Below are 13,968 nucleotides of genomic sequence, written 5' to 3'. Positions count from 1 at the left end.
CTGAAATTATGAATGTTCAACACGCCCTAGTAGAAGATGAGCTCAAAGCCAATGGTGGTCATTACGAAAAAGCAGATGATTGGGCCTCATTTGTGGTAGAAGACGGTTTGTTAATCACTGGACAAAACCCAGCCTCATCTGAAGAAGCTGCGAAACACCTGATCGCTAAGATAAAGGGATAACACTATGATTCGCTTGCACCATTTAAATCAGTCGCGCTCGCTGCGTATTTTATGGCTACTAGAAGAGCTGGGCGAGCCTTATGAAATCATAAGCCATCAACGTGACGCTCATACACATCTAGCACCAGACAGCCTAAAAGCGGTGCATCCGCTGGGTAAGTCACCAGTGATCGAAATGGATGGGCAAATATACTCAGAATCAGGTGCTATTACTGAGCTATTAATTGAATGCTTTGCACCAGATCGCTTGCGTCCTGCTACTGACAGTAAAGATTACGGTCATTACTTGCAGTGGATTGACTTTGCTGAGAGCTCGCTCATGTTGCCATTGATGCTTGAACTGTTTAGCAAAAAAGCAGGTGTCGATAACAATGAATTTTTAAATGGTTATATAGCCATAGAAAAAACCAGACTGTTCAAATATTTAGACGCATCACTTGAAGGTAAGTCGTTTATTGTAGGTGATACGCTTAGCGGTGCTGACTTTATGCTGTCGTTTGATATGATTATTCTTGCACAGCGTCAGAAGCTAGAAGACTATCCACATATCAGACAATATGCTGAAAGCTTGGCCAGCCTTGACAGCTATCAGCGTGCGATGCGCCTTGAAGCTGAGCATGACAGTTCAAAATAGCCTTAGACTGATATAATCTGTAGCGTTTTATAGACAGACTGATAGAATAGCCCAAGTCTACCTTGGGCTATTTTTGTTATTGGCTTTTGCAAACTACAGTCATTCCACTATGAAAGTATGACAGCGTCTCGTTTGAAGTATTAGAGATACATCTACACTCGGCCCTTGTACGACTTTTAAATTGAATCGACTATATCATCATTAACCGCACCACCCATTTTTGATAAACCGTGTTGTTGTCTGTCACTGCAGCCAACACTCATCTAGAAAGACGGTCAACCATGAATAATGAATATCAATTCAAGCCCCACGAACAACCGATGATGGTAGGGTCGCCAGCCAATCCTGACCACCCTGTACGCCGCAAGGTTTGTTACCTGCTCATTGGTATTATCATTGGATTGACTGCCAGCTTCCAAAATGGTTTGTTGGTCACCAACTTAACTCAAATCCAAGGTGACCTTAGCTTGACACCGATGGAAGGTGGTTGGATATCGGTTGCCTACAATATGACTAATGCTTGTATCACCGTACTGTTGTATAAAATTCGTCAGCAGTTTGGCATGGCATTATTCACTAAAATCACCCTATCTTTTTTGCTACTAGCAACCAGTATGCAGTGGTTTGTGAGCAGTGGCTTGGTGACGACTGCTGATGGTATGTGGCTTGATCCTTATTACTTAGAGCTTGTCACCCGTGGCTTGAGCGGTATGGTGGCCAGTGCCATGACCATATTAGGTTTGTTCTATTGTTTGCAAGGTATGCCAACTGTCAAACGCACTAGCGGTCTAATCTTGGGTTTTGGCTTGGTACAGTTTGGTATCCCATTATCACGAGTCATCTCGCCCTACCTCACCATTGACGGTCAGCTTGAGAGCTTATTTCTATTCCAATTTGGTTTGGCGCTGATTTGTTTTGGGCTGATCAACTTGCTAGAGCTACCGCCAGGTCATACAGAAAAAGTATTTGAAAAATTGGATTTTTTAAGCTTTGGTTTTTTTGCTAGTGGTCTGGCTGCATTGGCTGTCGTTTTGGTACAAGGCAGGATTCTATGGTGGACGACACCTTGGCTTATCTATCCACTTATTATTGCCATCGTTGGGATTAGTATCGCCCTATGGATTGAGACGCATCGCAAAAACCCGATGCTACAAGTGCGCTGGATGCGTAGCCGAAATATCATTGCCTTTATGATTACTGGTGCTGTCATGCGAATTTTGCTATCTGAGCAGAATGTTGGGGCTGCAGGACTGCTTGCCAACTTAGGCTATGGTAACGATCAGCTGGTTACGTTTTATGCGGTTATATTAACGGCCAGTGTATTGGCTTTAGTGATCAGTATTTTTAGTACCAATGCGATGGATTTGCGTCGACCCGTTATCTTCGCAGTGGCATTGATTGCCGTAGGGTCTTGGATGGACACCACGGTGTCTATTAATTCAGCACCCTATATGTTTTATCTCAGCCAGTTTTTGATTGCATTTGCCGCCGTATATTTCATGGGGCCTCTAGTTTTTGAAGGATTTTTGCGTGCTATTACCAGTGGTCCTGCCTATATTATTAGTTTTTCCGTTATTTTTAGTATTTCGCAAACGGTAGGCGGATTGGCAGGTGCAGCCGCTATCCAAGCGTTTACCACGGTTCGTACGCAGGTACATTATGCAGATATGGTCAGCACCCTCAACTTTGGTGATCCTGAGCTGGTGGGACAAATAGCCGCAGCACGCAGCGTTTTATCACCTCAAATTACCGACATTACCCAAGCCAATACCGCAGCTACGCTACAAGTGCTGCAAGGTGTCCAGCGCCAAGCCACTGTCTCTGCTTATGGTGATTTATTCTTTATCATGGCCATTTTGTCGACTGCTGCCACTATTATCTTACTGCTCAACTACCTTTACTATCGCTACCATAAACGCAACCCATTGGCGAAAGAGCTGGCTGTAATCGCCAAAATGCGCGCGCAAAAATAAGATGTTTTTTAACACCGCTAACCATATTTTTTGAGATTGCTAGAACGCTTATTTATACCCATATCAAACTATCAATTATTTTCATCTAACTTTTTAGGAGCGCGTCATGAGCCACGAAAACCCTAATGACTCTGACCAAAAAACTCAGACGCCAGTCAACAGCTCGTCTTCTAATAACCCGTCTGCTAACACTGATAAGACAACCAGTACTCAAGACAGCGAAACCCACTCTGTGGACACGCCTGTAGAACACAGTACTGACAACAAAACACCCATGCCACCAACCGAGCCAATTCCCTCCTCTTCTGGGTGGAATCCTAAGAAAAAAACGTTCTTCAATATAGGGCTTTTTATTATTCTCATCGTTATCGGTGTGTTTCTTATTTTATATGCATGGAAACTCCCCCCATTCACCCCAACCGTACAGCATACCAATAATGCTTTTGTGAAAGGCCAAACCACCATCATCAGCTCACAAGTATCTGGTTACGTAACTGATGTTGCGGTACAAGACTTTGAAAATGTCACAGAAGGTGATGCACTGGTTAAAATAGATGACCGTACCTTTCAACAACAGCTCGAACAAGCACAGGCCGATATCGAGGTAGCTGTAACCAACCGCGCAAGCAACGCTCAAGATACTCAATCTAGTCAAGCACAAATAGCAGCGCGTGAAGCTGATGTACATAGCGCCAAAGTGAGTGTCAACAGTGCCCAAGAAGACATTAAACGCTATCAAGGACTTGATGCGATTGGCGCCGTGTCACAAGCGGAAGTGGCACATACAAAAGCAGAGCTGGCTAAGGCGCAAGCAGCGGTACAACAAGCAGAAGCCAACCTACAAGCCGCTAAACAAGCCAGCAAAAAAACCAGTGGTAGCCGCTCATCACTTGATGCCAATATTCAAAATGCAGAAGCAGCTAAAAAACAAGCAAAAATAAATTTGGATAACACCATGATTACTGCGCCTGAATCAGGGCAATTGAGCCAAGTCAGTGTAAAAAATGGACAGTATGTTAGTGCTGGTACACAGCTTATGTATATCGTACCGAAAGGCGTATGGATCATTGCCAATTTTAAAGAAACTCAAATCGTCAACATGACCATAGGTGAACCTGCTACTATTCGAGTGGATGCCCTTGGTGGTACTGAGTTTACGGGACGTATCAATAATATCTCGCCAGCAACTGGCAGTGAATTTAGCGCCACAGCAGCAAACCCAACCACTGGTAACTATATTAAAATAGCCCAGCGTATTCCAGTACGTATCGATTTAGATAAAGATCAACCAAATCTGGTCAATCTACGTCCTGGCATGTCCGTTTCTGTCGATGTGGATACTGATGTAAAATAATATCAATGTCATTACCTCCAATAAAAAAAACCCGCTAGTAGCTTTTGACAATAGCCACTAACGGGGGTTTATTATTGAGCCAAGTGGCTTTATAACTAAAACCTTATAGCTACAAAGTTACAGCTACAGTCTTATGGCAACAGGCGCTTGGTATTCCAGCTATCGCCATTGTCGCTAGTATATACGATGCGGTCATGCATACGGTTGGCACGACCTTGCCAAAACTCGATCTGCTCAATCGTAATCTCATACCCACCCCAAAACTCTGGCGTTGGCACATCTCCAGTATCAGAGTAATCTGATTGCAGCTGCTCAAAGGTTTGCTCCATGACATCACGATTGGCAACCTCACCACTTTGCGGCTGGCTGACCCATGCACCTACTTGGCTATCATGCGGACGCTTTTGAAAATACGCCGCAGATTTTTGAGCATCTATCTTCGCAATGCTGCCACTGATACGAACCTGACGCTCAAGCTCATGCCAAAAAAACAAAACCTCAGCATTTGGATTCTCAGCAATATCTTGCCCTTTCGCACTCTCGTAGTTGGTATAAAACACCACGCCAGTATCCGTAATCTCACGCATCAATACAATCCGCACACTGGGCTTATTGTCTGCGCCACAGGTCGCCAAGCTCATGGCATACGGCTCTTGAACTTTTTGTGCTATTGCCTCATTCATCCAGGCATGTAATAACTCAAATGGCGAGTTAGGTACTGACTGTTGATCAAGCACGCCTTTTTCATATGACAGACGCTGATCGGTAAAATCCATGCTCATGGTCATTCCTTATTTTGATATGGTTGCATTATGACACGAATGGCTATTAACCCAATACCGCTTTAATATGCTCGGCCAAGTCATTGGCCATGACATCACATTCTATCTCATCATCTGATTCTACCATCACTCGAATCATAGGCTCAGTTCCTGACTGACGAATCAATAGACGACCTCTTCCTTCTAAAGTCGCTTGTGCTTTGTCAAAAGCGGCAACCAGCTCCTCGTGCTCAAACGGGTCCTGCATTTGAGACAGGCGGACGTTGACGAGTTTTTGTGGCAGCACATCAAACCCTTCAACCAGATCGCTCAGCGCGCGACCACGTGCTTGCATCACAGCCAATACTTGCAAGCCTGCAATGATAGCATCACCAGTACGACTCTTATCTAAGCATAAAATGTGTCCAGATGGCTCACCGCCCAATATCCAACCATTGGCCTCAAGCTCATGCATCACATAGCGATCACCCACTTTTGCACGAGCAAAGGCAATATCAGCAGCGTGTAATGCCAACTCTAAGCCCATATTACTCATCAATGTACCAACCACGCCTTTGGCCTTGGTCTGACCTTGAGTAGCAAGTACATATAAAATACCATCACCATCGACGATCTCACCTGTCTCATCGACCATCACAACACGGTCACCATCACCATCTAAGGCAATACCAACATCGGCCTTATGCTCAAGAACTGCTTTCTGCAAGCTTTGAGGATGGGTAGAACCACAATCAGCATTGATATTGAGGCCGTCAGGCGTATTATGAATAGCTATCACATTAGCACCCAACTCACGCATGACTCTTGGTGCCACACTGTAGCCTGCACCATTGGCACAATCTAAGACAACAGTTAGATGGCTCAAATCATACTGATAAGGAAAGCTACCTTTACAGAATTCAATATAGCGACCTTTCGCATCGTTGATTCGATTATTTTTACCCAGTTGTGACGGATCAAGGATAGGCATAACCATAGCATCATCGCTGCTATCAATACTCATAATAACTTGTAGCTTATCATTGATTGCACTTTGCATCTCATCAGTAAGCTTTTTACCGTCACCTGAAAACAGTTTGATACCGTTGTCGTAATAAGGGTTGTGTGATGCGGAAATAACCACACCTGCATCAGCATTAAAGCTACGAGTTAAATGTGCAATGGCAGGTGTTGGTAATGGACCAAGCATATGAACATCGACACCAGAGGCGTTGAAGCCCGCCTGTAACGCGCCCTCAATCACATAACCTGACAAGCGAGTATCTTTGCCAATGACCACACTAGGTCTGCGCGCAGGATTGCTATTATTTTCTATCAGCACTTGTCCCGTCACATAGCCTAATTTCAAAATAAAGTCAGGTGTAATTGGCAACTCACCAAATTTCCCACGAATACCATCGGTACCAAAATAGCTCATTATGCACACTCCTCAAGTCAAAAAATAAAAATTCAAGCGTATATGTCAGCAATACTATTATTGTAATAATCTGTTTCTGTATTTTACAAAAAAAACAGCCAACAATAATAAATCATTGTTGGCTGTTTGTATCTCAAAGTCGCTAAAGCATTACGTCCTAGTCAATATCTTTTAAATAAACCGCAAAAATGCATTAGTCAAAATACATACTTTAGTTTACTCGATAGTTCGGTGCTTCTTTAGTGATTTGCACATCATGCACATGTGATTCTTTCATACCAGCTGAAGTTACTTTGATAAACTGTGGCTTAGTACGCATGTCTTCGATAGTTGCAGAACCTGTATAACCCATTGATGAACGTAATCCACCAACCAACTGATTAACGATACCAGCAACTGGGCCTTTATAAGGTACACGACCTTCGATACCTTCTGGCACTAGCTTCTCTACGCCATCTTTGGCATCTTGGAAGTAACGGTCTGATGAACCATTTGATCCTGACATCGCACCCAAACTACCCATACCGCGATAAGCCTTATAGTAGCGACCTTGGAACAGTTCAACTTCACCTGGGGCTTCTTCAGTACCAGCCATTAACGAGCCAACCATAATGCATGATGCACCAGCAGCGATTGCTTTTGCCATATCTCCTGAGAAACGAATACCACCATCAGCAATCAATGGAATGCTGTCTTTTAAGGCGCTAGCAACATTATCAATCGCTGAGATTTGTGGTACACCGATACCTGCGATAATACGCGTGGTACAGATAGAACCAGGACCAATACCCACTTTTACAGCATCGGCGCCTGCATCACGTAAAGCAATAGCAGCTTCACCTGTTGCGATGTTACCACCGATTACTTGTACGTGCGGATAGTTCTTTTTAATCCAAGAAACTTTATCAATCACACCTTTTGAGTGACCATGCGCCGTATCAACAACGATAACGTCAACGTCAGCAGCAATCAATGCTTCAACACGTGCTTGCGTGTCTGCGCCAGTACCAACGGCAGCACCAACACGTAGGCGACCTTGTTCGTCTTTACAGGCATTTGGATTGTTTTCAGCTTTGGCAAAATCATTAACCGTAATCAAACCACGTAGGCGGAAATTATCATCAATAACGATAACTTTTTCGATACGATGCTCATGCAGCAATCTTTTGATATTTTCGTTGCTCTCACCTTCATGTACCGTGACCAGCTGATCTTTTGGCGTCATGATTTTACTGACAGGTAGCGACAGATTGGTCTCAAAACGCCAATCACGATGCGTCACGATACCTACCACGTTATCAGTACCCTTTTCTACCACAGGCACACCTGAAATATTATTATCCTGCGTCAAACGCAGCAACTCACCAATGGTCATCTCTGGATGTACAGTGATAGGATCAACCACTGTACCCGCTTCAAATTTTTTGACACGGCGTACTTGTGTGGCCTGCTTTTCGATGTCCATGCTCTTGTGCAAAATACCCATGCCACCAAGTTGTGCCATAGTGATAGCCATTTCAGACTCAGTCACAGTATCCATCGCCGCAGAGATTAGCGGAAGATTAAGTGTGATATTTTTGGTCAAACGAGTAGACAGATCAGCAGTTTTTGGCAGAACTTCAGAATAGGCTGGTAATAATAAAACGTCATCAAAGGTTAAGGCTTCATCGACAATTCGCAACATACAGACCCCTAGTGGTGGTTATTTTGATGGGTGGGATTTTAGCAATAAACCAGCTAAATCAAACGCTAGAAAACTGCAATTAAGTGATGAATCATAAGTTTACATAAATATGGTGCAATCTTACGCTTAATCACTTACTTATCCCTTAAAAATAACGCCACATTATAACAAATAAGCAAACAAGTCGCATGTATATTTAGCAGATTATTTTACCAATATAAGCTATATATACTAAGAGTGTCGTTTATCCAAAATAATGTGGACTTAAATGTGATTACTTATGCCTCTTTATCTTTTAACACCAGACGGTCAGCTGGCAGATAAGGCTTGTGTTCGCGATATAGATAACCAAGCATCTGCTCACGTATTTCACAAGCCAGTGTCCACGCTTCTATGGGGCCTACCGCTGACACCGCGCCACGCAGTTTAATGCTATGTTCGGTCACTTCGACTACAAATATTTCAGGCTCGGTTTTTTTGTCCCACAGCTTATTATCTTTAGCCGCCGATATAAACTGCTGGCGAATGGCATCAATATCTGCACCATAATCCACAAATAAAAACACAGGACAAGTTTGATGCACCTCTGTATGTGACCAGTTTTCTACTGTGTCAGTAATCAGCTCACGCATTGGCACCACCAGACGACGTTCATCCCATGTTTTTAGTACTGCATAAGTGTAACGCAGATCTTCAACAGTACTGAAATTACCATCCATTATCACACTATCACCAATCCGTACCGGCTGCGTGACTGCTACCTGTACTCCAGCGATAATATTACCCAGTATCGGCTGTGCCGCAATACCAATAACCACGCCCGCTATACCTGCCGAGGTTAATAGTGTTTTACCAAGGCCTTCCATGTTGGTAAATTCACTCAAACCCATCCAGATACTACCTAAAATCATGACAAAGATAAAAACTCGGCGAAATATCGACACATAGGTGCGTCGGCGGCGCTCTTTATCAAAATGCTCTGCAGCCAGATTTTCGATCTGCATGTTTTGGTAACGATTGGCAAAAAAGTTAATCACACGTATGCCAAGCCACATAGTGCTAAAAACCAAGCCTATCCAGATAAGTGGCCTAGTCGATGCAGCAACAGCGTCTAAGTAAGGAAAGCCGCCAGAAACCAATGTAAAAACCAACGAAAAACTGATGGTAAAAGTCAAAGGTACCGTCAGCTTATTGACCAAATCTGCTACACCATGAATACTACCCAAATCATTGCGGTACTTCTCATCATCAATATAATGACTAATAATTTTTCCAGTACCTTTACTCAGTAACCACCCTACTCCCATCGTCAATAAGAAGAACAGTGATAATGCTAAAAACTCCCATAACGCAATACTGAATACTTTAAATTTCAACCATGCTGGTAAATAACGCTCAAACTCTGCTGGATGATATTGCTCATAAAGATTGTCGATATTACCCACTGTCTGATCAGAAAATACCCAAATAGGCGCACTATCGCCCACTCGGACTCGCTGTAGATAAATAGGAACACGGCGTTCACGATAATCGATATAACCCAACTGTATCGAACGTCTTGGAACACCCATGATACTACTGGTGCTACCCAGTGGCGGTTCGATTAAACCATCTGGGCGATCTGGCAGATCATCAAAGACATAGAGCTCTCTCTCTGATAATAAAAAATCCAAGCGCTGCGACAATTCAATCGCGTGATTGCGCTGAATCTTTTGGTCAATCAGATTCATATTAAGCGCGTAAGCAGCTAAGTCGTATTGATGCTTCATGACCGCTGACTGAAAGAACTCTAAAGTCGCTAAAGGAGTCGTTAAATTTGCTGGCTCAGACAATGTTGGTAAGCTAGCATTGAGCGTATCTAATAAATAATAGTTTTCATTATACTCACCTGTCAGTCCCGAATCCCCTTGCACTTGTCCAGATTGCTCTACAACACTACGCTCAGTGGGATCAAGCACCTCTCCTACCACACCAGACAGACCAACTCTTTCATTTTTTATATTACTGATTTGTTCATCTGTATACTCAGTCAAACTATCAGGTGTGTCTGCTGACTGTGAGCGTTCTTGTTCACTTATACGTTGCTCATTGTTATCATCTGCCGCATAAGTAGGCATACAAGCCGCACTCATTACTATCATAAAAACAGCGAATAATAATGGTAGCGTTTTACGTTCCGGACCAACATCATTATTAATCTTGCTGGTTTTGATAATATCCATATTTTAGCGACCACTCATTGATGTGAGATTTTTATACAAAGCTTATTCTCACCATAAACTCTATATCTGATAGTTTCATACTTAATTTAGTCTACAAAAAAAGCCAGCTCAAAGCTGACTTAGTTTATGAACATCTGTATGAGTTTTCTGTAACAGACTTTTTAAGCGCGGCGCCATGTCGTGCCAGCACGGCTGTCCTCGAGCTCAATACCTGCTTCCTTCAATTGCTCACGTATCTCATCAGCACGCGCAAAGTTTTTGTTGGTTTTGGCATCTGCGCGCTCAATGATTAAATCATCGATGACCGCGTCCGTTAAGCCATCATCAGTCTGATCACCAACCACGGCTTGCAAAAACTCTTGAACAGGCTGCTGTAAAATATTGAGTACCTGTGCCAATGCTTTTAACTGCTGTGCCAAATGCCATGCAACATCAACCTCTTCTGCTTTTATGGCTTTATTAATATCACGTGCCAGCCCAAATAGTACACTGATAGCCGTTGAACTATTAAAATCATCGTTCATGGCTTTAATAAAGTCTTGCCCAGCACTGCTGTTATAAACCTCATTGATCAACTCATCCGTAACAACCAATGTTTGCCCTTTTTGCTGCTCAGCCAGTTTCAAGGCATTGTATAACCTGCTTAGGCTATTATGAGCTTCATCTAATGCGTTATCGGAGAAGTTCACTTGGCTTCGGTAATGGCTTGATAATAAGAAAAATCGCAGCGTTTCTGGCAAATACTTGGCCATGACATCACGAATGGTAAAGAAGTTATTTAATGACTTAGACATCTTTTCGCCATCGACATTGATAAAGCCAACATGCATCCAGTTACGTGCATACTCACAACCCGTCGCCGCTTCAGATTGGGCAATCTCATTTTCGTGATGTGGAAACTGTAGATCATGACCACCGCCATGAATATCAAAGGTATCACCCAAGCATTTAGTCGACATCGCTGAGCATTCAATATGCCAGCCTGGACGCCCTTGTCCCCATGGAGATGCCCACTGAGGCTCCTCAGGCTTGGCTGCTTTCCATAGTACAAAGTCAAATGGATTGCGCTTATCATTTTCAACATCAACTCGCGAACCTGCCTGCATATCATCCAGATTGCGCTTAGACAACTTGCCGTAGTCCGCAAAACTATCAACGGCGTAATATACATCACCATTGTCTCCTGCGTACGCATAGTCTCCTTCGACCAACGTCCCGATCATTTGTTGCATCTCATCGATATAGTCAGTTGCCCGTGGCTCAGCATTAGGTGATAAGCAACCAAGTGCAGAAAAGTCTTCATGCATGGCTTTAATAAAACGCTGCGTCAGTGTACTAATCTCTTCGCCATTCTCAGCTGCACGAGCGATAATTTTGTCATCAATATCGGTAATATTACGCACATAATTAACATCATAGCCCAATTGTGTTAGCCAGCGTACAGCTATATCAAAGCCGATCATCATCCGCGCATGACCAATGTGACAATAATCATAAACGGTCATGCCGCACACATAGATGCCTACTTGCCCTGCTTTGAGTGGTACGAATTGGCGTTTTCCGCCAGTCAGTGAGTCATAAATCGCAAGCTGAGACATCGCATCTGCAAGAGGTGTGGTCATGATTAAAAAGCCTTTTTATATAAATAAAGTAGATTAAATACAAGTTAAAATATTGGCCATGTTTTATCAGCCAGTAACTCTGATTCATCCTTGCCCTCAATATAAGGAACAACAATAAAACGACTGTTATATAAAACTTGACCCATTATCTTAGCGAAAACAGTCGTAAAATACTACAATGAGCACGCAACTAACACCACTCAATCAAAAAAATAGTTAAGGACTTAGATATGGGTAATCGCTTAAGTAAGATATATACGCGTACTGGAGATGATGGTAGCACTGGTATGGCAGATGGCAGTCGAGTCAGTAAAGCTGACAATCTATTTAATGTCATGGGCGATATTGATGAACTCAACTCACATATCGGTCTAGTACGTGCTCAATTGCAACGCAATAAAGGCCAATCTATCGCCAAGGAGTTCTCTGAAGGCTTAGTCATTATTCAGCACCTACTGTTCAATATCGGTGGTGAACTGGCTATGCCAGAATATGAAGGGGTTAATGCCACTCATATTGAATGGTTGGAGCAACAAATTGATACAATGAATACCACCTTGCCACCGCTCAAGGATTTTATCCTACCAACAGGATCTGTTTTAGTGAGCCAGTTACATGTAGCTCGTAGTGTCTGTCGCCGTGCTGAACGCCAAGCGGTATTGTTAAGACAGCAACGTCCAACAGCCATGCGTAGTACAGCAGTAAGCTTTATCAATCGTTTATCTGACTGGTTATTCGTCGCTGCACGTTTCTGTACTGACCCTAAACAAGTCTTTGAAGTACTTTGGGACAGTCAAGTGTTAAAGGATTTTGATGCTAAGAAATAGCGATACGTGACTATTGAGACATAAAGAAGAGCCCGCAACTTGACGTTGCGGGCTCTTCTAATACTTATCATTTAGCAACTGCATCACTCTTACGAGTTAGTAAGTAGCATTTTCGTCTTGAGTAATAACCATATCAATACTCTCATCTTCAGGTACTTCTTTTAGTACTTCTGGTTCGCTGACTGCTGTATTGTTATCTGTAGGATTGCTTGGGTTATTAATCGTTGGCGGTGTTGCAGGTTCAGTAGGACGAATTGGCTCAATTGGCTCAATCGGTGTGACTTCTCTAGGCTCGCGAATCGGTGCAGGTTGAGTATCATTGTTTTGTGCGGCTTCTCTTTGAGCATTCTGACTGTTCATCGCTGACTGCAATACAGAACCTGCCATCACATCAGAAACGACAGCTACCAGTGCCGGCTCTCCAGCAATACGCGTACGTACTTGACCGTTTTGAGTGCCAACAACATAGGTAAAAGAATCATCCACGAGCATATTATTATTGATACGAATATTGTTTTCCGCTAAACGTGATTGTAGACTTGGTTGATTATTGGCCGCTTGGACTTGGCTGGCTTGATACAAGTCTGCACTTGGCAACGTCATACTCACACTTGCTTGGCAAGTCGTCAGACCATTGCTATTGGCTTCTTGTAAAACTGCGGCATTCTGTACATCAATCACGATACCGTCGATTTTATCAGTAATGGCACCACTGGCAAGATTAATCTCCGCATCGTTGGCATAGTTAGTAGCCAAAGCTTGCGCTTGCTGAGTGAGTGTGTTTTTTAGCGTCGCTTTGAGACGATCTTGTACCATTGGGTCATCACAACTAACGGCCGTTGCCGCAGCATTTTCAATAGCATCCGAATCCTGCTCTGTCAGCTCTGCTGTCTCCGTGGTGTCTTCTTTATCTGAGCGATCACAGCCTGCAAGCACCAAACTACATGCCATACCAATTCCAGCAATCTTCTGCCACTTACTCAAACCCTTATTTGCTACGCTCATATTCATTTTGCTCCCAATTTACTAATTCGTACCGCCACTGACGGACAGTGATTGATGTCCAAACCGCAACCCTAGCTGCCATAGGTTTGAAAAACCGACTATTATACGGTGTTTGTATTGAATGGTCATTAGTGTAGCCTATGGACACATAAATAACGCCCCCTTTAATGGGTAAAACCTACACTTAGTTGCAAAAACATAACAAATACGTACTTCGACGCTCAATGTAAACCTACTTTCAAAGTATTATCGTTACACTTCATAAT

General features: G+C 43.2%; 10 protein-coding genes and 1 pseudogene. 5 read left to right on the top strand and 6 right to left on the bottom strand.

What is annotated here, in order from left to right; genetic code table 11:
- From ACT3SX_RS09925 to ACT3SX_RS09910, 4 genes and pseudogenes are all read left to right on the top strand, one after another.
- Positions 1-182 (top strand): annotated as a pseudogene (locus tag ACT3SX_RS09925) (type 1 glutamine amidotransferase domain-containing protein); the annotation flags it as partial.
- 4 nt (positions 183-186) lie between these two features.
- Positions 187-816, top strand: coding sequence for a glutathione S-transferase family protein (locus ACT3SX_RS09920; protein WP_192519305.1), 630 nt, complete (start codon positions 187-189; stop codon positions 814-816).
- 281 nt (positions 817-1,097) lie between these two features.
- The gene (locus ACT3SX_RS09915; RefSeq protein WP_192519304.1) at positions 1,098-2,789 is read left to right on the top strand and encodes an MFS transporter; all 1,692 of its coding nucleotides are present in this window, start codon (positions 1,098-1,100) and stop codon (positions 2,787-2,789) included.
- A 106-nt stretch (positions 2,790-2,895) separates the two neighbouring features.
- Positions 2,896-4,143, top strand: coding sequence for an HlyD family secretion protein (locus ACT3SX_RS09910; protein WP_192519303.1), 1,248 nt, complete (start codon positions 2,896-2,898; stop codon positions 4,141-4,143).
- A 131-nt stretch (positions 4,144-4,274) separates the two neighbouring features.
- Here ACT3SX_RS09910 and pdxH read toward each other — a convergent pair whose 3' ends face one another.
- The 5 genes from pdxH to cysS form a co-directional block, all read right to left on the bottom strand.
- On the bottom strand, positions 4,275-4,919 hold the full coding sequence (pdxH, locus tag ACT3SX_RS09905) for a pyridoxamine 5'-phosphate oxidase (RefSeq protein ID WP_192519307.1): 645 nt from the start codon (positions 4,917-4,919) through the stop codon (positions 4,275-4,277).
- 52 nt (positions 4,920-4,971) lie between these two features.
- The gene (gene glmM / locus ACT3SX_RS09900) at positions 4,972-6,342 is read right to left on the bottom strand and encodes a phosphoglucosamine mutase (protein ID WP_442069829.1); all 1,371 of its coding nucleotides are present in this window, start codon (positions 6,340-6,342) and stop codon (positions 4,972-4,974) included.
- Between the two features lie 211 nt (positions 6,343-6,553).
- Positions 6,554-8,026, bottom strand: a complete 1,473-nt coding sequence (gene guaB / locus ACT3SX_RS09895; RefSeq protein ID WP_192519301.1) for an IMP dehydrogenase — start codon at positions 8,024-8,026, stop codon at positions 6,554-6,556.
- 278 nt (positions 8,027-8,304) lie between these two features.
- Entirely contained in the window at positions 8,305-10,248 is a 1,944-nt protein-coding gene (locus ACT3SX_RS09890; protein WP_192519300.1) for a mechanosensitive ion channel family protein, read from the bottom strand.
- A gap of 161 nt (positions 10,249-10,409) precedes the next feature.
- Complete coding sequence (gene cysS, locus ACT3SX_RS09885) at positions 10,410-11,870, bottom strand: cysteine--tRNA ligase (RefSeq protein ID WP_192519299.1); 1,461 nt, start codon at positions 11,868-11,870, stop codon at positions 10,410-10,412.
- A gap of 230 nt (positions 11,871-12,100) precedes the next feature.
- Here cysS and ACT3SX_RS09880 point away from each other — a divergent pair, with 230 nt between their 5' ends.
- Positions 12,101-12,697 (top strand): cob(I)yrinic acid a,c-diamide adenosyltransferase, encoded by a 597-nt coding sequence (locus ACT3SX_RS09880; protein ID WP_192519298.1) that lies wholly within the window; start codon positions 12,101-12,103, stop codon positions 12,695-12,697.
- Positions 12,698-12,793: 96 nt separating this feature from the next.
- Here ACT3SX_RS09880 and ACT3SX_RS09875 read toward each other — a convergent pair whose 3' ends face one another.
- Positions 12,794-13,702, bottom strand: a complete 909-nt coding sequence (locus ACT3SX_RS09875) for a hypothetical protein (protein WP_192519297.1) — start codon at positions 13,700-13,702, stop codon at positions 12,794-12,796.
- Positions 13,703-13,968 lie beyond the last annotated feature (266 nt).

The sequence above is a fragment of the Psychrobacter sp. AOP31-B2-9 genome, from assembly GCF_052378005.1.
GTDB lineage: Bacteria > Pseudomonadota > Gammaproteobacteria > Pseudomonadales > Moraxellaceae > Psychrobacter.
The sequence above is the reverse complement of the archived record's forward strand: the minus strand, read 5'-3'. Positions and strand labels throughout refer to the sequence as shown.

What these genes read in the sequence shown, in the direction of transcription:
- ACT3SX_RS09920 (WP_192519305.1), top strand. Translation starts at nt 187, where the DNA reads ATGATTCGCTTGCACCATTTAAATCAGTCGCGCTCGCTGCGTATTTTA.
- ACT3SX_RS09875 (WP_192519297.1), bottom strand. Translation starts at nt 13,702, where the DNA reads ATGAGCGTAGCAAATAAGGGTTTGAGTAAGTGGCAGAAGATTGCTGGA.
- ACT3SX_RS09910 (WP_192519303.1), top strand. Translation starts at nt 2,896, where the DNA reads ATGAGCCACGAAAACCCTAATGACTCTGACCAAAAAACTCAGACGCCA.
- ACT3SX_RS09915 (WP_192519304.1), top strand. Translation starts at nt 1,098, where the DNA reads ATGAATAATGAATATCAATTCAAGCCCCACGAACAACCGATGATGGTA.
- pdxH (WP_192519307.1), bottom strand. Translation starts at nt 4,919, where the DNA reads ATGGATTTTACCGATCAGCGTCTGTCATATGAAAAAGGCGTGCTTGAT.
- ACT3SX_RS09890 (WP_192519300.1), bottom strand. Translation starts at nt 10,248, where the DNA reads ATGGATATTATCAAAACCAGCAAGATTAATAATGATGTTGGTCCGGAA.
- guaB (WP_192519301.1), bottom strand. Translation starts at nt 8,026, where the DNA reads ATGTTGCGAATTGTCGATGAAGCCTTAACCTTTGATGACGTTTTATTA.
- glmM (WP_442069829.1), bottom strand. Translation starts at nt 6,342, where the DNA reads ATGAGCTATTTTGGTACCGATGGTATTCGTGGGAAATTTGGTGAGTTG.
- ACT3SX_RS09880 (WP_192519298.1), top strand. Translation starts at nt 12,101, where the DNA reads ATGGGTAATCGCTTAAGTAAGATATATACGCGTACTGGAGATGATGGT.
- cysS (WP_192519299.1), bottom strand. Translation starts at nt 11,870, where the DNA reads ATGACCACACCTCTTGCAGATGCGATGTCTCAGCTTGCGATTTATGAC.